This is a genomic window from Pseudomonas pharyngis, from assembly GCF_021602345.1.
GTDB lineage: Bacteria > Pseudomonadota > Gammaproteobacteria > Pseudomonadales > Pseudomonadaceae > Aquipseudomonas > Aquipseudomonas pharyngis.
In genome coordinates this window covers 574,610-592,030 of the sequence record NZ_BQID01000002.1, presented here as the reverse complement: position 1 = coordinate 592,030, position 17,421 = coordinate 574,610, and the positions used below count along the sequence as shown (strand labels likewise).

The window sequence follows — 17,421 nt, the reverse complement described above, 5'->3', positions numbered from 1 at the left end:
CCTGGCGCCTATTGGCGCGTGTTGGGAAGTGACATGGATTGAATCGCACCACGGCGGATGAGTCATTGCATTGCAATCAACCCTATTGCAACGCAATTGGTTCGATCAGGTATTTTTTTTGAGGCTACGATTGGCCACGGCAAATTTTTCGTCCAGCGTACGCTTGCTCAGGCCGGGCACATCCTGATGACGGGCGACAATGGCATCAACGATGGCTGCTTGATTCGTGAAAACCGAAAGAGGTTTTCCGGCGGGCGAATGGTCCAAGAGAAGGCTGACCAATGCCCCAATGATGTTGTGATAGGTCAGTTCGCCGCGCTCACTGAGTTGACCATTCGTTTTGGCCAAGGCTTTGAGATCATCTCTCTCAAGTCCAATCGACTGGAGTTCTCCCAAGATTTCTTGAATGCGCTGCTGTTGCGCTTTGAACGCTCTCGATAACTCATCTCGATCTGCTTTCAATGATAGAAAAGTTCCGAGACTGACCTTTGCAGGTGCGTTCTCACCGGCCTCGAATAAAAAGCTAGGTTTGTGGTCGGGGTAATGAGTCTCCATCCAGCGGCGTAAGTCTGAATGGCGGATGGTCAACTGATAGGGCTCTACATAGCTTCCCAAAGGAACAGAAATGCCGAGGCATCCATACGGCAGTTCACCATTGCGTATGGCGTCTAATATCCTTTCGAAAGCGATTTGAAGATTGGGCCATTGGGGGAATAGGATTGCAAGGTTATCGGGACGAGACCAATCTGCCTGGAAAATTTTGGCTTCGTAGCGAGTGAGATTGCACCAGCGCAATGCTGCATCTATAGGGCGATAGAAGGTTTTCGTATTCGGATTGAAAACATAAACACTCATTTACGGCGAACCTCCATTCCCCATGGAAGGTCTCTCACCGATTATTTATAAATAAAAACTAGCTATCCGTGCTAGCTATTTCCACAGTTGACCAACTCGGTGAGGTCATTCCATTTCCAGTTAAACGAGTTTTGTGTCGTCGCGAATAAGCCAGGCATCGGCGCATGTACGACAATCGGCCGGAATCAATACCCGCTCAGGTGTTTCATCGCAGCTCGGCGCACGGTGGTAGGCAGCAGCTTATTCATCGCGCGCAGCAGGCGAGGGCGCCAGGTGTCGACTTCCCAATGCACACGTCGCCGATTCTGCACCGCTCGCCATAGCGTCTGGCTGACATCCTCGGCGGTGAGCCGAATGCCAATTGAGTCGACGATTTTTCCATGGGCTTCTTGCATCATCGGTGTTGCGACGAAATTGGGCATGATGTCGCAGACATAAATTCCATGCCGTTCCCATTCAATATTGATCGCTTCGGTGAAGCCTTTTACCCAAAACTTGCTCGCTGAATAGGAGGCTTCGCTGGGCACGCCGTATTCCGAGCTGAGCGAGCACATATTGATCAAGCAGGGACGCGAGCTTTTCTTCAGGTAGGGCAGCGCGTGATAGGCGCCTATTTGCACGCCTTTGACGTTGACTTCGGTGACGGCGAGGTGTTTTGCGAGTGGCACTTTTTCGAAGTCATCGATAAAGGCGATCCCAGCGTTATTGACCAACACATCAATGACACCCTTATTTTCAGTCGCAAAATCGTGGAGTACGGCGGCAAAATCGTCGGCCTGAGTGACGTCCAGCCGGCGATAGAAATGCCCGGGGCCAAGTAGTGCCTTCAATGCTTGCAGGTCATGTTCATTGGCATCCGTCGCGCCTACTCGGTAGCCATGCTTGGCGAACATCAAAGCGGTTTGTGCGCCGATGCCCTTGGCGGCACCTGTCACGAATACGCTGGGTTTAGGGTTCATGGTCATACCTTTCTTTGAATGCGGCGATGAAGGTTCAGGGGCAGGCGAGTGAAAGCGACGTCAGACGCGCCGCTTCAGAAATGAGATTTGCTGCTCAACCACTTGCTCGAAGGCGTCTCCCACATAAATGCCGAAATGCCCAGCTTGATATCGATGAATCTCGGCATCCCTGGCTTTTGTTGCATAACGGAGCGTCGGCGTGGCGGGCGCGACGCTGTCGGCATCGCACACGCAGAACAAGATGGGGCAGCGAAGGGTCGAGGCTTTCTTGCCCGGTCGGTAGAAACCAATCTTCAAGGCAAAGCGCGCGGACACGTAATTCTTGAAGGGGTAATCAGTTGGAACCAGTTTGAGGTATCCGGGCTCGGCATCGGGTGCCGTCATCAGTGCAGCGGAGCCCTTGGGGCCAGCAATTTTCACGCGCACCGGTGCCAGCCCAAAAGCCGCGCTTGCCATGTCCGCAATGCCTAAGGCGGTCAGTTTTAAGGAGGTCAGGATGTCCACCTGCCTCAGCGAAGCAAGGCCGTCGGTGAACGGGCATTGCGCGATGACGGCTGCAATGGCGTTGTCAGCCGCTGCGGTATGCAACACATGCCCACCGCTGAAAGACGACCCCCACAGGATGACTTTTTGCGGATTCAACGCCGGGTGGCTACGAGCATAGGCGACCGCTGATCGCCAGTCCTGCTGCTGGCTCGGGATGTCGAGCAATTGCCGATGCTCGCCTTCGCTTGCGCCGAAGTTGCGGTAGTCGAAGACCAGGCAGGCATAGCCCGCTTCGCAGAATCGTTGCGCGAAGGCATCCAGGCGCATCTCCCGAACGCCGCCCAGGCCGTGCGCCATAACGATCACCGGCGGCGCCGACACGGCGTCGGGCAAATACAGCCACGCCGCGCAACGCGCATTCGCGGACGCAAATGAAACATCCAGACGTTGAGACATGGCGGTGTTCCTTGTTGTTTTTTTGATGCTATTCCAATATTGGACGTACTTACAATATTTATCCTTCATGTAGACTGTCGCCATGACTAAAATCACATCCCCCACGCGTACCCAACGCAAGGCCCAGGCCACGCGGACGGCGATCATAGAGCATGCCGAAAGCTTGATTCTTGAGAGCGGCGCGACGGCGTTGACGCTGGAGATCGTCGCCGAGCGCGCCGATGTTGCCGTCCAAACCATCTACAACCGAGTTGGCGGGCGTTCGGCTTTATTGATGGCTGTCGCAGAAAAAGCCTTTGAAGAAAACAGGGCGTACATGGACGCGGCATATCGAACCCCAGGTACGCCTCTGGAGCGTCTGCAGGTGGCCGCCAACGGTTACTTCCGTTTCGCTATGGAGCGTCCGACGGCGTTTCGCTTGCTGGCTGACCCTCCGAATGATCCTGAAGCGCTCTTGCGGGTGAGCGAACTGGTCAGGCACCAGAACGGCAAAATGGAGGCAGCTATTACCGATGGTATTGCGGATGGTTCGATTGACCCAGGCGTAGACGCCCACATTGCAACCACCTCGTTGTGGGCAGCGGCCAATGGCATCCTGAGCTTGGCGTGGCGCGCGGATTCAGCGCCGGTCGAGGCGCAAATGATGGAACGTCTGTGGGCGCAGTGGATGGCCATTGTGATAAAGGGGCTGTGCCCAAAGTCATAAGGGGCCGGAGTATTTATCTGCTTGATTAGCGCCGATGACCCCGAACCGCCGTGGGTGCAAAGCCGAACCGGTCACGGAAACGCACAGCAAATTGCGAGGGCGTCTGATATCCCACACACAGCGCTATTTGTATGACCGTCTGGGCGGAAGATTGCAGCAGCTGCAGGGCGAAGGTCATGCGTGCATAGATGCTGCAGGTCGCGTGCGCGATCTCTCTGCATATGTCATCGACATCAATGCGACGGTGCTTGCGCCGTCGGCGATGGCTGAATTGTCGAAGCTTGATGCCGCACAGTTATCGCTGGTCGAGGAGGGGTTCGTTATGGCGTCCACGACGCCCAGGTGCGCAAATTCATCGCAATCGGCCTTAATTATCGCGACCATGCCGAAGAGGCCGGCATGTCGAGTCCTGTCGAGCCCATCATCTTTCATAAGGCGATCAGTTGCCTGAACGGCCCTGATTATGACCTCCTGCAACCGCGTGACGCTTCCCATTTCGCGATGTTTCAGCCGACACCTGAAGAGATAGCTGCGGCAACACCGGATGAAAAAACGATGCTCGCCAGCAGCATGAATTTCTGGGACAAGCTGTCGGCGTATGCCAAGCAACAGCAAACACGACCACAAACCATTGGTTATGCGCTGGCTGATTCGCCCGTTGCGCAGGCAACCTGGATCTACCAGATGTTCCAGGATACCAGTGGAACACCAGGCAACGCCGAAGGGTCGTTTACGTTCGACCAAATGTTGGACGACATCATGCTGTATTGTTGCCGAACACCGGCGCGTCGTCGGCGCGGCTGTATGGGGAAATGGTCCAGGCGCGTTGGTCGCCGCCTGCTAGCTTGGCCAAACCGATTACCCTACCGACCGGCTTCACGATCGCTCCCCAGGAGGCGGTGCGCAAATCGAAGCGCTGGACGGAGCGGCGCTAAACAAAACTTGTCCATTTTAATGAGTTAACAAAAGGCGGCCATTTTGTAGCGATGGAGCAGCCGATCGCCTTTGTCGATGAGGTGCGCGCTACTTTCGCCAAGTTGCGTTAGTACGTCGTAAAACGGACCGCCAGACGTTGGGCGTGGTGTCCAACAGCGCTACGAGCGAATCGTCTTTCTTTTGACAGTTGCTGGAAGGTTTTTCCTCAGCCAATACCTGCTCAGGTGTTGTAAGATTGCTGCCTTCAAGCGGGCCGTGGAACGAATCAAATCTCATAGCTCCGAAGTCATCCTTCTTCTGGTCCTTGATACCCTTCAAAAATAAGTCAAGAGTTTAAGTCTTTTCCTGCTCCGGCAAGAAAAGAAACCCCTTAGATTTCAATGGGTCGGACGCCAGATGCGAGTCTCGTTTCCTGCTCAAAATTCAACAAAAACGCCGATCAGAGATGGTCGGCGTTTTTGTTTGTGTGCGATTTGTGCAAGCGGAAAATCCCGCCATTACGGCGTACTACCATCGGTTAAGAAATACAAAGAGCGCAAATAACCTTCGACCGGCATTTCGCTACTTCTCTTTGGCGCAAGCTATAAGAGAAATCCGTATATCTGATGCTGCTCGCGCCGTTCTCGCGGGCTTTGCCCATGCCAGCGTTGAAAGGCGCGGGAAAAGACAGTTTGGTCGCTGTAACCGAGCAGATCAGCCGGTTGCGAGATGCTGATGGAAGAGTCCAACAGGTAGCGACTGGCCAAGGTCTGGCGCGTGTCCGACAACAAGTGCTGGAACCTGGTGTCCTTTTCCTGCAACTGGCGCTGTAGCGTGCGGGTGCTGATATTCAGATAGTCGGCAATTTGCTCTATGGTCGCACGGCCATCAGGCATAAAACTGCGGATCAGTTGTTGCACAAGTTCGGGTAACTGCTGGATGGACATTTGCTTGACGCTGTCGAGGTGTTGCTGGATCAGGCGATGCACTGCCGGATCGGCGGCGTGTAGCGGAGTTTCCAGCAGTGCTGTCTCAAACATGAAGCAGTTGCGTGGCGCATTGAAGCTTGGGGTCAAACCGATCAGGCGCCGATACTGTTCCGGCTCTGCAACCGGGGCATGCTGCATTAACGCCGCCAGCGCTTGCCCATGGAGGAGAATCAGTAGCGACGCTGCCCGAGGTGCTGTTAAAACGCCTTATCCGGTCGCGGATATTCCTCGATCGGCCCAAGAGGACTTCGGGCCGCAGCCTCCTGAAAGGACCTGATAATAGCGTCAAGCATCAGGCTGGCTATTCGACTCGACCCTTGTGGTTCCCGCGCGACGACAAATACCGGCCGTTCCACGATGAACTCCGGCAACGGTATACGAAACAAGGCGTCACGCTCCACCCAGGGTTGAGCGATATGGTCAGGTACGATACCGACAAACCCCCCACTGAGCAGCAGTTGCACCGTGCCTTCTACATGGTGGGCGAGCGCGCTGTTTTTTTGCAGGAAATTCGTCGGCGCGGCGTCCTGCACCAAATAGCCGCGCCGAACGTAATGCGCCTTCTGCTCAATGATCCTACGGGCTTGTTCTTCATCTTTGCCAAACGCCTCATGATGGCGACCACAGTACAAGGCTGAGGCTTCGGAGCCGATCACCTGATAGCTCAGAGACGGCAGGTCGGACTTGCAAATGGTCACGCCGACGCCGGCTTTCTTTTCGGCAACCGCACGTTCCACCGCATCCGGTGGCGCGACCCCAATACTGAGGTTGACCAGCGGATAATCGCGACGAAAATGCTGTAGTGCAGTGGCGATAGGGTTGCTGGGCGTGAAGGCACAATGATCGATCAGCCACAGGCTCAGGTCGCCTTTAACCTCGGCTTTCGAACTGGCCAGGGTGTCGCGAAATTCATCGATCGAATCGAGTAAACGCAGCACCGCGGTGTAGGCGACTTGTCCTTCCTCGGTCAGTTGGAAACCGCTGCGACCTCGATGGCACAGTTGACTGCCGAAGCGACTCTCCAGGTCAGACAATTGCCGGCTGATCGCCGAGATGCCCATTCCCGTCGCTTCTTCAGCTGCCGACAGCCCCCCGCACTCGACAACGGCCTTGAACAGCCGCCAGTGTTTCAAGTCGATGTCGTGTAACGGTGGGACCGATGCAGTGTTCAAAGTGGAGGCTCCAGGTGCGGGGAGTAGAGCGCGCGGGCCGGTCCGGGTCGCGCGCTCAGATTTTGATGTGTTTTACACCAAGTCATTCGATCAGCGAAGATGGCCATCCAAATAAATCAGGGTTTGCGCCAAAACGCGAGTGCCGTCCAGCAACTGCTGCGGCTCCAGCCATTCTTCGGGGCAGTGGCTGCGCCCGTTAAGACAGGGCACGAACACCATGCCCATGGGGCCGGTGGCCCCAACGTAGACTGCATCATGCCCGGCGCCGCTGGGCATGGTCATGTGTGGCAAGCCTAACTGTTTAGCCACCTCGCTGACGGCCTCGATGACAATCGTCGAGCAATCCGTAGGGTCGGCATAGGTCAACGGTACCGAGTCGACAGTCAACCTCAGGTCGGCCAGCACGGGGGTGCAGCGTTCAAGCAGGTGTTCGGGAAAGTCGAGCAGTACTTGTTTGGAGTCGCTGCGCACCTCCAGCACCATTTCGACCTTGCCGGGCACGGCATTGGGCACATTAGGGCTCACATCCAACCGGCCAACGGTCGCCACCACATAGTGTGGGTTGCCGCTCATGTCGGCGGCCATGTTGCGCGCTTCGCGAATCAGCTCCGCCGCGCCGACCAGGGCGTCACGCCGCAGATCCATGGGCGTCGTGCCCGCGTGATCCGGCAAGCCATGCACGGTGATTCCGACTCGGCGAATACCCACGATGTTGGTGACCGACCCAATGGGCAACCCCCGACTTTCCAGAACCGGGCCCTGCTCAATGTGCAGCTCAACGAACGCTGCGGTGCTACCGGGTTCCCGCAGTGCCTGGCCGAGGCGTTCTGGAGCGCCTCCGATGCGGGTCATCGCCTGTGCCAGGCTTTCACCTGCGCGGTTTTTTGATGCGAGCATCTCGGCAGTCAGAAGCCCAGCAAATGCGCGACTGCCGACGCAGGAAATGCCATAGTCACTCGGCTCCTCGGAGAGAAAATCGATCACCTGGAACGGGTGGCGCAAGCGTTGGCCGGCGTCTTTCAACGCGTGGGCGACTTCCAGCGCCGCCAATACTCCGATAATGCCGTCAAACCGACCGCCCCCGACCACCGTGTCACAGTGCGAGCCGCTGATCAGAGTCTTTAAATCAGCCTCACTGCCGTCAAGCTGGCCGATCAGATTGCCACCGGCGTCCAACGTCACGCTCAGGCCCGCCGACTCGAATTCAGCCTTCAGCCACTGCCTGGCCTGCTCAAACTCAGGGGAGAAAGCGCGTCGGGTCCACGGCACGTCCGGCAGCGTAAAGCTCGACAGTGTATTGACCCGGTTCCAAAGACGTTCGATGTTCAGTTCCAATTGAGGTTCGGTCATGTCAATACGTACCTTTCGTCAGTGCGCGCGGGCGCAGGAATTGGCCATAGCCGGCGTTGTTGAGAATCTGCCCCTGGTCGAACACGCACTGGCCACGGCAGTAAGTCGTCTTGACCCGGCCTGTAAAGGGCATGCCTTCAAATGAACTCCACTTCACCGCGCTCAGGCTGGTAGAGGGGTCGTAACGATACTGCTCGTCGGCCAGCACGACGAAGTCAGCGTCCAGGCCGAGTACGAAGTCGCCTTTACGGTTATCGAGCAGAAAATGCCTGGCCGGATTGCGACTCAGCTGTCGAACCACCAGCGATGGCGACAGGCCGCGCGCCATGGCGCCGGTCCAGAATGCTGGCAGTAATGTCTCCAGTCCCGGTCCACCCGACGCGTTGCGAAACACGTTGGGATTGCCTTTACGCTCCAGCCCCCAACTGACGTGATCGGAAGACACAAAAGTGCAGCGCTCCTGGGCGATGTGCGCCCAGAGTTTGTCGGATTCGGCTTTGGGCCTGATCGGTGGATAATGCTTGGTTTTGGCGCCGAAGCGTTGCGTGTGTTCTTCATGGTTGAGCATCAGGTACTGAATGCACGTCTCGATGCTCGCTTGGTGTCCGGCCTGGCGATACATTTCGCACAACTCAAACCCACGGCTGGTTGAGACGTGAACCGGATGGGCGCGTGCGCCGGTCTGTGCACCGATTTCATAAATCAACGCGGTCGCCAGGTCCTCCACCAGCGGTGGATGGGCGCGCAGGAACGCATCCCATCCGGTATCGCCGGCTTCGATCAAGCGGTTGATATTCTTACGCGTCATTTCCTGCATCTGGTTGTGGACGCCGCAAACCAGGCCCGACGGCTTGATCAGGGTGAACAGTTCCGCCAGCAGGTCCTCCTCGATGCGTGGAAAGCGGCCCGGTGCCGCTTCAAAGGTCGAGAACTTGAACGCACAGGCACCGGCTTCGATCAGCCCCGGAATCGCCGCCAGGCCGTGGGTTTCATTGACAGTGGCAAACAGGCCGACATCAACGTGGCAGGTGTCTTCGACTTCCTGGGCTTTACGCAGCAGTTGCTCGGCACAGGCAACCGGTTCCGGGTCGTCGTAAGGCATGTCTACCATCACGGTGATGCCTCCCGCGGCAGCGGCACGGCTGGCCCAACCCAGCCCTTCCTGGTTGGCCTGGCTTCCAGAATGGACCTGGCCGTCGATGACGCCGGGTAAGATCCAGTGTCCGCGTTCATCACGCGTGGTTTTGGCGGCAGGCGGCTCACCGGTACCGCGCGCGGCAATACGTCCTTCACTTATGGCAAGCCAGCCGTTTTCGCGGGTCTGTTCACTGTCGACGATACGTCCCCGCACCACCAGATCGAAATCACTCATTTGTCAGCCTCGTCATCGGGTGAATAAGCATGAAGCGAGTATCTACGGGGTGTATCGAGCCATCCATGCGGAGAATGACAACTTCACTTGCGGTTTTTTGCATGGCTCTCCTCACGGTAGGTTTGAATAATTCGAGCCATACCAACGGAAGCCTCTCCAACAGGCTTTCGCATTTACCTCAGCGAGAGTGGCCTTACATGACTCAGCAAAAAGCCAAACAAATCATGGCTGCGCGTGGCAGCACCTTGCGGTGTAAAGGATGGAAACAGGAAACCATTCTGCGCATGCTCGAAAACAACCTTGAAAACGCTGAGGACGCCTCGCGTCTGACCGTCTACGGCGGTATCGGCAAGGCTGCACGCAACTGGGAAAGCTATGACGCGATCGTCGAGTCGCTGAAAAACCTGGAGAACGATGAAACCCTGGCCATTCAGTCGGGCATGCCGGTGGCCGTATTCAAGACCCATCGACTGGCGCCGCGAGTGGTCATGGCCAACAGCAACGTCATCAAGGCCGACTGGCCGAAGTTTTACGACCTGAGCGCACAAAACCTGACGGCGTTTGCCTCTTACACCGCCGGGCCGTGGCAGTACATTGGGAGCCAGGGTGTGATTGAAGGCACCTTTGAAACACTGGCGCTGGTAGCCGATCGGCATTTTGACGGGGAATTGAAGGGGCGTATTTTCTTCACCGCTGGCCTGGGCGGCATGGGGCGTTCGCAGCCCTTGGCCATGACCATGCACGGCGGCGTGAGTGTGACCGTGGAAGTCCGCCAGCAAAGCGTTGTGGAGCGTCTGGCCAGCGGTTATGCCGACGTTCAGGCGGCGTCCTTGCAGGACGCCATCGACATGGCCGAGAGCGCAAAGCGGGAAGGGCGGGCACTCTCCATCGTGGTGCTGGGCAATATGGTCGACGCGCTGGAGCAGGCGCTTGACTGTGGCTGGAAGCCCGACATTGTCACCGAAATGTGCCCGTGCCATGACCCGTTCGCGCTGATTCCTTCCGGGCTAACGCTGGAGCAAGCCGCAGCATTGCTGGAGACCGACCGCGAGGCCTACATGGCGACGTCGCGCCAGTCGATGATCCGTATCGTGCGCGCGATGACACGCTTGCAAACAAACGGCTCGATCGTGTTCGAATACGGCACCTTCGTGCGCAAGGAGGCGGTGGATGCGGGGATGTCCAAGGAAGAAGCCTTCGCCTATCCAGGCTGTATCGCCGAGTACGTGCGGCCGTTGTTCTTCCTGGGGCGTGGGCCGTTCCGCTGGACCTGCGTGTCCGGCGAAATCGCCGACCAGCAGCGTCTGGATGACCTGGCCCTGGAGATGTTCAAGGATGACAGCCTGGTCACGCGCTGGATCAGCACCGCGCGCTATCGTTTGCCGATAGAGGGGTTGCCTGCGCGCATCTGTTTCCTCGGTTTTGGCCAGCGCCGGGCATTTGGCCTTGCGGTTAACGCGTTGGTACGCTCGGGTGAGCTGGCGGGGCCGGTGGCTTTTTCGCGCGACAACCTGGATACCGGCTCAATCGCCAACCCCGCCTTTGAAACCGAAAACATGCTGGACGGCTCGGACGCGATTTCCGACTGGCCTTACCTGAATGCGCTGCTGAATGTGTCGGCGATGGCGGACTTGGTGGCGATTCAGTCCAACGGCACCATGGGTATCTCGGCGCACACTGGTGTCACGATGATCGCCGACGGTTCGGAGGAGGCCGACTTGCGCCTGGATGCCTGCCTGACCACTGACGCAGGGATTGGTGTGGTACGCCATGCGCAAGCCGGTTACCCAATGGCCAAGACTGTGTCCAGAGGCGAGGGTCCGTTGACCGACAACGCGATTCAAATACCGCTCTGGTGGTCCCCTCACGGCACTCAGCACCGCGCGTAAAGGACATCGTCATGGCCCTTCTTCATTTGATCGAGCAGGTTCGCGTAGTCGGCATGGGCGGTTCGACCGCCCAGGTGATGGATGTGTTGATCGACGGGGATCGCTTTGTCGGCCTGGCGCCGCGAATCGATCTGTCGACGGTCAATCTTGACGAGCGTACCGATGGTCGGGGCAAATTGCTGATACCAGGACTGATCAACGCTCACCATCATTCTCATGATCGTTTCGATAAAGGGCGTTTCTCCGGGATCCCCCTGGAGATCTGGATGGGCCTGTACAACCCACCTTCCTATCGACGTGGCTGGACCGCGCGCGAGGTGTACCTGCGCACCTTGCTCAACGGCATCGAGATGCTGCGCAATGGCATCACCACGGTGGTCGATGACATTCACTTCGGTGGCCTGCTGGAACCGGAGGTGGTGCATGCGGCATTTCAAGCCTATTCAGACCTCGGCATTCGCGCCGACGTCAGTGTGGCGTGGTCCGACAAACCGTTTCAGGAGGGCATTCCCTACCTGGCGGAGCGGTTGCCCGACCCACTTAAAGGCAGTGTCTCAGCCAAGGCTGCGGATCGGATGCTGGAGCATTGGCAGGAACTGGCGCGCAGCTGGAGCGGCCGGGTGCGCTTTGTATTCTCACCATCCGGCCCGCAACGCTGCAGCGCCGATTTTCTGCAGAAAACCTGGGCACTGGCCGAGCAATACGACCGCCCGGTGCTGATCCATCTCCTGGAAACCCGCATTCAGGCGCTCACGGCGGCGAAGTTCTATGGCAAGCCAATGGCCGTGTACATGGACGACCTGGGGCTGTTGACATCTCGTAGCGTGCTCGCGCATGGCGTTTGGTTGTCAGCGGCTGAACTCGATTTGATCGCCGAGCGCGGCGCCAGCGTGGTGCACAATCCCGCCTGTAACCTGAAGTTGGGCAGCGGTGTGGCGCCGATCGCCGAAATGTTACGCCGTCAGGTGAATGTCGGTCTGGGCACCGACAACAATAACGGCAATGACCTGAACTCGATGTTTGACGCCATGCGCCTGGCAGCGCTTTCCAACGCACTGCTCGATCAGGACGAGGCCTGTCCGGTTGATGCACTGCAGGCGTTCAACATGGCCACGCTCGGCGGCGCCAACGCCATCGGGCGCGGTACGCAGACGGGGTCGATCGAGGTTGGAAAGCAAGCCGATTTCTGCTTGCTCGACCTCAAGACCAGCGCCTTTACGCCGCTCAATGATGCCTTGACGCAACTGGTCTTTTGCGAACAGGGCAACGCTGTGCGCGATGTGTACGTCGGCGGTCGCAAGCTGGTGGATCACGGCAGGATCACGCGTATCGATGAAGAGGCGTTGATGCTTGAACTGATGGACTGCATGCCCACTCTGCAAGGGCGGATTCAGGGCGGCCAAAGCGCCAGCGAAACGCTGCGTCCGTATCTGGAGGGCGCCTATAACGATTGCCTGACCGATCCGCAAATGGCGGGTATGCGCCATTCGATCAACCAATTCGACCGATCCAGACGCGGCGCCTGACCCATCTGGTCTGTTTCCACTCATTTACGAACAGCGAGAAAAACCATGAGCACAGTACAGAAAATTGTCCCAGGCGAAACCCGTATCGCCACCTGGCGTGCCATTTACAACGGTGCGCCGGCGCGGCTATGTGACAGCGCCCGGACCGGTATCGAGGCGGCGGCGAAGATGGTCGACACGTTGGTCGATAGCGGGCGCGCGGTGTATGGCCTGAACACTGGGTTCGGCAAACTGGCCAATGTGCGGATCAGCGATGCCGACCTTTGCCAGCTGCAAAAAAACCTGGTGATGTCGCATATGACGGGCTACGGCCCAGCGCTGGATGCCGATGTGGTACGTCTGGTCATGGCCTTGAAAGTTGCCAGCCTCGGACGCGGTGCCTCGGGGGCGCAATACGGCACCGTGGCACTGTTGGAAGAAATGCGCGAGCGCGGTGTCATCCCGTTTATCCCCGCCCAGGGTTCGGTGGGCGCCAGTGGCGATCTGGCGCCGTTGGCGCACATGACCGCCGTGATGATCGGCATGGGCCAGGCGTGGTACGAGGGCGAGTTGCTCGACGGTTCTGAAGCCCTGGCACGCGCTGGCCTCACGCCGATCGTGCTGGCCCCGAAGGAAGGCCTGGCCTTGATGAATGGCACTCAGGTATCGACGGCCCTCGCGCTGGCCGGCCTGTTTGCCCTGGAAAACGCCTTCATGGCGGCCATTGCAATCGGTAGCATGACCACCGAGGCGCTGGCGGGTATTGCCAGTCCGTTCGACCCGCGTATCCAGGCACTGCGTGGTCATCCGGGACAGATCGCCGTAGGCGCTGCGTTCAAGCGGCTGTTGGATGACAGCCCGATGCGTGCCATTTCCCAAGCGTCCGGCAAGGTTCAGGACCCCTACAGCATTCGCTGCCAACCCCAAGTGCTGGGGGCGTGCCTGGACCTGATTCGCAACGCCAGTGTCACGTTGGAGATCGAGAGCAACGCTGCCTCTGACAACCCGCTGATTTTCGTGGAAACCGGTGAAGTCATCTCCGGCGGTAATTTCCATGCTGAGCCGGTCGCCTTTGCGGCTGACATGTTGGCGATCGCCATTACCGAGATCGGCAACCTGTCCGAACGTCGTTGCAACCTGCTGCTGGACCCAGGCTTCTCCGGGCTGCCGCCAATGTTGACGGTCGATGCCGGCTTGCACTCGGGCTACATGACGGCGCACATCTCGGCTGCGGCCATGGCATCGGAAAACAAACAGCGCGCCACCCCGGCCTCCATCGACACCATCCCTACGGCGGGTAACCAGGAGGACCATGTCTCGATGGCCACCCATGGCGCACGCCGTTTGCTGGAAATGACGTGCACGTTACGCGGGATTCTCTCTATCGAGGCGCTGTGTGCGGCCCAGGGTCTGGACCTGCGCGGCGGTAAGTTGTACAGCGCACGCCTGGCGCCAGCGGTCGAGTGCATTCGTGCCAGCGTGCCGGCGATGAATGTGGACCGACCGATCGCGCCGGACATGGCCAGCGTGGCCGAGTTGATCCGCAGTCGTGAGCTGGTCAACGCCTGCCCGGACCTGCTCAGCCTGTTCTAAGTGCTCCACCCAGCGCCGGCTGGTGCTACCACCGGCGTTGGACAATAACAATGACATCGCTAATCCCTGAAATCTGCCAACTACCACATAGAGAATAATCATGAACAAGAATCTCGTTGTAGCTTGCGTAGTATTGCTTCTGAGTTCCACTTGGGCAAAGGCTGCGGATGTACTGCGCATGGGCGTCGACCCGACGTATCCACCACTGGAGTACCGCGACCCGCAGGGCAAAATGATCGGCTTTGATATCGACCTGGGCGACGAAATCTGCAAGCGCATGGCGGTCAAGTGTGAGTATGTTCAAAGCAGCTTTGACGGACTGATCCCGGGTTTGCTCGCACGCAAGTTCGACGGGGTACTGTCGAGCTTGTCCATTACCGAGCAACGCCTGAAGCAGATCGACTTCAGCAGCAAACTCTCTAACCCGTCTACACGATTGGTGGCGCGCGATGGCTCTGGTATCACGCCGACAGCGGCGGGGCTCAAGGGCAAGACCGTGGGGTATCAGCAAGGCACGATTCAAGAGTCTTATGCCCGTACCTACTGGAAAGTGCCAGGCATCAAATTGCAGGCCTATGCGAGTCAAGACCAGGTGTACGCCGACCTGCTGAATGGGCGTATCGACGCCTCCTTGCAGGATGAAGTGCAGGCAACCTATGCCTTTTTGCGCACCGACCAGGGTAAAGGCTACGCGTTTGCCGGCCCGATCATTGTCGACGACAAAGTATTGGGCAGCGGCACTGCGATAGGCGTTCGCAAAGAAGATCAGGCACTCAAGCAGCGCATCGACGATGCCATCGCCGCAATGCTGGCTGACGGCACGTATCAGAAGATCGCCGCCAAGTACTTCGACTTCGACATCTACGGCGGCTGACGGCGAGTTTTGTCCCGGTCATGACCGCGTGTCGCTGTCATGACCGGTACCGCGCGGCTTCTGTACGTCCACCTATTGCGAGTGATGCGCCATGCAATGGCTTGAATATTTACCCTTGATTGCCAAAGGTGCCTTGAGTACGGTCGAACTGGCGTTGGTGGCGCTGTTGCTGGCCTTGTTTCTGGGGCTGATCACCGCGTTGGCCAAGCTGTCGGGAACGCTCTGGCTGACGCTGCCTGCGCAGTGCTACACCACATTGATCCGAGGCATTCCGGACCTGGCATTGATGCTGCTGATCTTCTACACCATCCAGATCGGCGTGAATCAGCTCACCGATAAGCTCTCGCTCGGTCGATTTGAAATTGACCCCTTCGTGGCGGGCGTCATGACGTTGGGTTTTATCTACGGGGCCTACTTCGCCGAAACGTTTCGCGGCGCGTTTCTGGCTATCGATCCGGGGCAAGCGGAAGCCGCCAGAGCCTATGGTCTCTCAGCCCGCAAAACGTTCCAGAAGGTCGTGCTGCCGCAGTTGATCCGATTTGCCTTGCCTGGCATCAGTAACAACTGGCAGGTACTCGTCAAGGCCACTGCGCTGGTGTCGATCATCGGGCTCAGCGATCTGGTCATGGCGGCGCAAGAGGCCGGTCGTAGCACACACAACACCCTGATGTTCATGGTACTGGCCGGCGCGGTTTATTTTTGTCTGTCGGGGTTTTCCAGCCTGCTGTTGTATTGGCTCAAGCACCGTTCGGCAGCTTGGGTACGCGAGGCAGAGCTATGATCGATCTCTTGCAGACCTATTGGCAGAGCTTTCTTTGGACCGATGGGCAGCAGTGGAGCGGGGTAGTCGTCACGCTGTTGCTGTTGATCGTCGCGACGCTGGGCGGCTTTGTGTTGTCGATTCCACTGGCACTGGGGCGCGTATCTTCTTCGCGCTCACTGAGCGCCGTGATCTGGCTGTACACCTACACATTCCGCACGACGCCGCTCTACGTGCAGTTGCTGATTATATACAGCGGTTTGTACAGCCTCTCGTTCATCCAAAACACGGCGTTGCTCAATAGTTTTTTCCGCGATGCTTATTGCTGCACCCTGTTTGCTTTCGTACTCAACGAGTGCGCCTATATGACCGAGATCCTGGTCGGTTCGATTCGTGCCAGCAATCGCGGAGAAGTGGAGGCGGGCAGGGCGTTTGGCTTGAGTGCTACGGTACTCAATCTCAAAGTGATACTGCCCAGCGCACTGCGTCGAGCGCTGCCCGCCTACAGTAACGAAGTAATCTTCATGCTCCACGGCACCACGCTTGCGTTCACCGCCACCGTGCCGGACATCCTCAAAGTGGCTCGCGACGTCAACGCTGAAACCTATGCGACGTTCAGCACCTACGGTCTGGCGTCCTTGCTCTATCTGATGATTTCCTTCTGCATCATCGCCAGCTTCAATCGTGCCGAAAAACGTTGGCTAAGGCACCTGAAGCCACGCGTAGCGAAAAACACCCTTGAGCACCCCGTTCCTACGATAAAAGAAGGCCGCCTGGTATGAATGCCCTTACCGTTGAAAACATCCACAAATCCTATGGCAATCATAAAGTCCTGCACGGGGTTTCCTTGAGCGCCAAGCGCGGCGAAGTGATCAGCATCATCGGCTCCAGCGGCTCGGGTAAAAGTACCTTTTTGCGTTGTATCAATTTTCTCGAACAGCCGGACTGCGGCCGTGTCAGCCTGGACAATCTGACGATCGATCTGGGTGCAGGCAAGCCCTTGCGCCCGGAGCGCCGTGCACTGCAGGCGCTGCGTACACGGCTGGCAATGGTGTTTCAGCACTTTAACCTCTGGGCGCATATGACGGTGCTGGAAAATGTCAGCATGGCGCCCGTGCACGCGCTCAACGTCAGCAAGGAAGAGGCACGAGTCCGCGCGATCGGGTATCTGGAGAAAGTCGGACTGGGTGCGCGTTTCCACGACAGTTACCCGGCCCATCTTTCCGGCGGGCAACAGCAACGTGTTGCGATCGCGCGCGCGCTGGCCGTAGAGCCGGAGGTCATGTTGTTCGACGAGCCGACCTCTGCCCTCGACCCCGAACTGGTGGGCGAAGTGCTGAAAATCATGCAGGAGCTGGCGCAGGAGGGCCGCACGATGATTGTCGTCACCCACGAAATGGGCTTTGCCCGACACGCCTCCACCCAGGTGGTGTTTTTGCATGGCGGCAAGATTGAAGAACAGGGCAAGCCCGAGCAGGTGTTCGATAACCCGCAAAGCGACCGGCTGCGCCAGTTTCTGGCGTTGGACCTCAAGTGATCG

17 protein-coding genes are annotated in these 17,421 nt (G+C 58.0%); 9 read left to right on the top strand and 8 right to left on the bottom strand.

Annotated features, from left to right (window positions below):
• Positions 1 to 105 precede the first annotated feature (105 nt).
• From L6D74_RS06200 to L6D74_RS06190, 3 genes are all read right to left on the bottom strand, one after another.
• Positions 106 to 855: a hypothetical protein gene (locus tag L6D74_RS06200; protein ID WP_236188240.1), complete on the bottom strand. Its 750-nt coding sequence runs from the start codon at positions 853 to 855 to the stop codon at positions 106 to 108.
• A gap of 185 nt (positions 856 to 1,040) precedes the next feature.
• Positions 1,041 to 1,814, bottom strand: coding sequence for an SDR family oxidoreductase (locus L6D74_RS06195; RefSeq protein WP_236178619.1), 774 nt, complete (start codon positions 1,812 to 1,814; stop codon positions 1,041 to 1,043).
• Positions 1,815 to 1,874: 60 nt separating this feature from the next.
• The gene (locus L6D74_RS06190) at positions 1,875 to 2,756 is read right to left on the bottom strand and encodes an alpha/beta hydrolase (RefSeq protein ID WP_350404753.1); all 882 of its coding nucleotides are present in this window, start codon (positions 2,754 to 2,756) and stop codon (positions 1,875 to 1,877) included.
• Positions 2,757 to 2,838: 82 nt separating this feature from the next.
• Here L6D74_RS06190 and L6D74_RS06185 point away from each other — a divergent pair, with 82 nt between their 5' ends.
• On the top strand, positions 2,839 to 3,462 hold the full coding sequence (locus L6D74_RS06185; protein WP_236178621.1) for a TetR/AcrR family transcriptional regulator: 624 nt from the start codon (positions 2,839 to 2,841) through the stop codon (positions 3,460 to 3,462).
• Between the two features lie 25 nt (positions 3,463 to 3,487).
• On the opposite strand, the gene L6D74_RS06180 is transcribed toward L6D74_RS06185, so the two are convergent.
• Positions 3,488 to 3,640 (bottom strand): helix-turn-helix domain-containing protein, encoded by a 153-nt coding sequence (locus L6D74_RS06180; protein ID WP_236178622.1) that lies wholly within the window; start codon positions 3,638 to 3,640, stop codon positions 3,488 to 3,490.
• Positions 3,641 to 3,804: 164 nt separating this feature from the next.
• Here L6D74_RS06180 and L6D74_RS06175 point away from each other — a divergent pair, with 164 nt between their 5' ends.
• Positions 3,805 to 4,425, top strand: a complete 621-nt coding sequence (locus L6D74_RS06175; protein ID WP_236188239.1) for a fumarylacetoacetate hydrolase family protein — start codon at positions 3,805 to 3,807, stop codon at positions 4,423 to 4,425.
• A 554-nt stretch (positions 4,426 to 4,979) separates the two neighbouring features.
• On the opposite strand, the gene L6D74_RS06170 is transcribed toward L6D74_RS06175, so the two are convergent.
• From L6D74_RS06170 to L6D74_RS06155, 4 genes are all read right to left on the bottom strand, one after another.
• Positions 4,980 to 5,504, bottom strand: a complete 525-nt coding sequence (locus L6D74_RS06170) for a helix-turn-helix transcriptional regulator (protein WP_236178624.1) — start codon at positions 5,502 to 5,504, stop codon at positions 4,980 to 4,982.
• 59 nt (positions 5,505 to 5,563) lie between these two features.
• Positions 5,564 to 6,538: a LysR family transcriptional regulator gene (locus L6D74_RS06165; protein ID WP_236188238.1), complete on the bottom strand. Its 975-nt coding sequence runs from the start codon at positions 6,536 to 6,538 to the stop codon at positions 5,564 to 5,566.
• 90 nt (positions 6,539 to 6,628) lie between these two features.
• Entirely contained in the window at positions 6,629 to 7,888 is a 1,260-nt protein-coding gene (locus L6D74_RS06160) for a Zn-dependent hydrolase (protein ID WP_236188237.1), read from the bottom strand.
• A gap of 1 nt (position 7,889) precedes the next feature.
• Entirely contained in the window at positions 7,890 to 9,260 is a 1,371-nt protein-coding gene (locus L6D74_RS06155) for a dihydroorotase (RefSeq protein WP_236188235.1), read from the bottom strand.
• A 197-nt stretch (positions 9,261 to 9,457) separates the two neighbouring features.
• On the opposite strand from L6D74_RS06155, the gene L6D74_RS06150 reads away from it, so the two are divergent.
• From L6D74_RS06150 to L6D74_RS06120, 7 genes are all read left to right on the top strand, one after another.
• Positions 9,458 to 11,149, top strand: coding sequence for a urocanate hydratase (locus L6D74_RS06150; RefSeq protein ID WP_236188232.1), 1,692 nt, complete (start codon positions 9,458 to 9,460; stop codon positions 11,147 to 11,149).
• Positions 11,150 to 11,160: 11 nt separating this feature from the next.
• Positions 11,161 to 12,675 (top strand): amidohydrolase family protein, encoded by a 1,515-nt coding sequence (locus L6D74_RS06145; protein WP_236188229.1) that lies wholly within the window; start codon positions 11,161 to 11,163, stop codon positions 12,673 to 12,675.
• Positions 12,676 to 12,720: 45 nt separating this feature from the next.
• A complete protein-coding gene (hutH, locus tag L6D74_RS06140; RefSeq protein ID WP_236188226.1) occupies positions 12,721 to 14,247 on the top strand; it encodes a histidine ammonia-lyase in 1,527 nt (508 codons plus the stop codon).
• 100 nt (positions 14,248 to 14,347) lie between these two features.
• Positions 14,348 to 15,121: an ABC transporter substrate-binding protein gene (locus L6D74_RS06135; RefSeq protein ID WP_069787705.1), complete on the top strand. Its 774-nt coding sequence runs from the start codon at positions 14,348 to 14,350 to the stop codon at positions 15,119 to 15,121.
• A 91-nt stretch (positions 15,122 to 15,212) separates the two neighbouring features.
• Positions 15,213 to 15,902: an ABC transporter permease gene (locus L6D74_RS06130; protein ID WP_069787704.1), complete on the top strand. Its 690-nt coding sequence runs from the start codon at positions 15,213 to 15,215 to the stop codon at positions 15,900 to 15,902.
• Positions 15,899 to 16,663, top strand: coding sequence for a histidine ABC transporter permease HisM (gene hisM / locus L6D74_RS06125; protein ID WP_152746380.1), 765 nt, complete (start codon positions 15,899 to 15,901; stop codon positions 16,661 to 16,663). The genes L6D74_RS06130 and hisM overlap by 4 nt, the downstream gene beginning before the upstream one ends.
• The gene (locus tag L6D74_RS06120) at positions 16,660 to 17,418 is read left to right on the top strand and encodes an ATP-binding cassette domain-containing protein (RefSeq protein ID WP_152746381.1); all 759 of its coding nucleotides are present in this window, start codon (positions 16,660 to 16,662) and stop codon (positions 17,416 to 17,418) included. The genes hisM and L6D74_RS06120 overlap by 4 nt, the downstream gene beginning before the upstream one ends.
• Positions 17,419 to 17,421 lie beyond the last annotated feature (3 nt).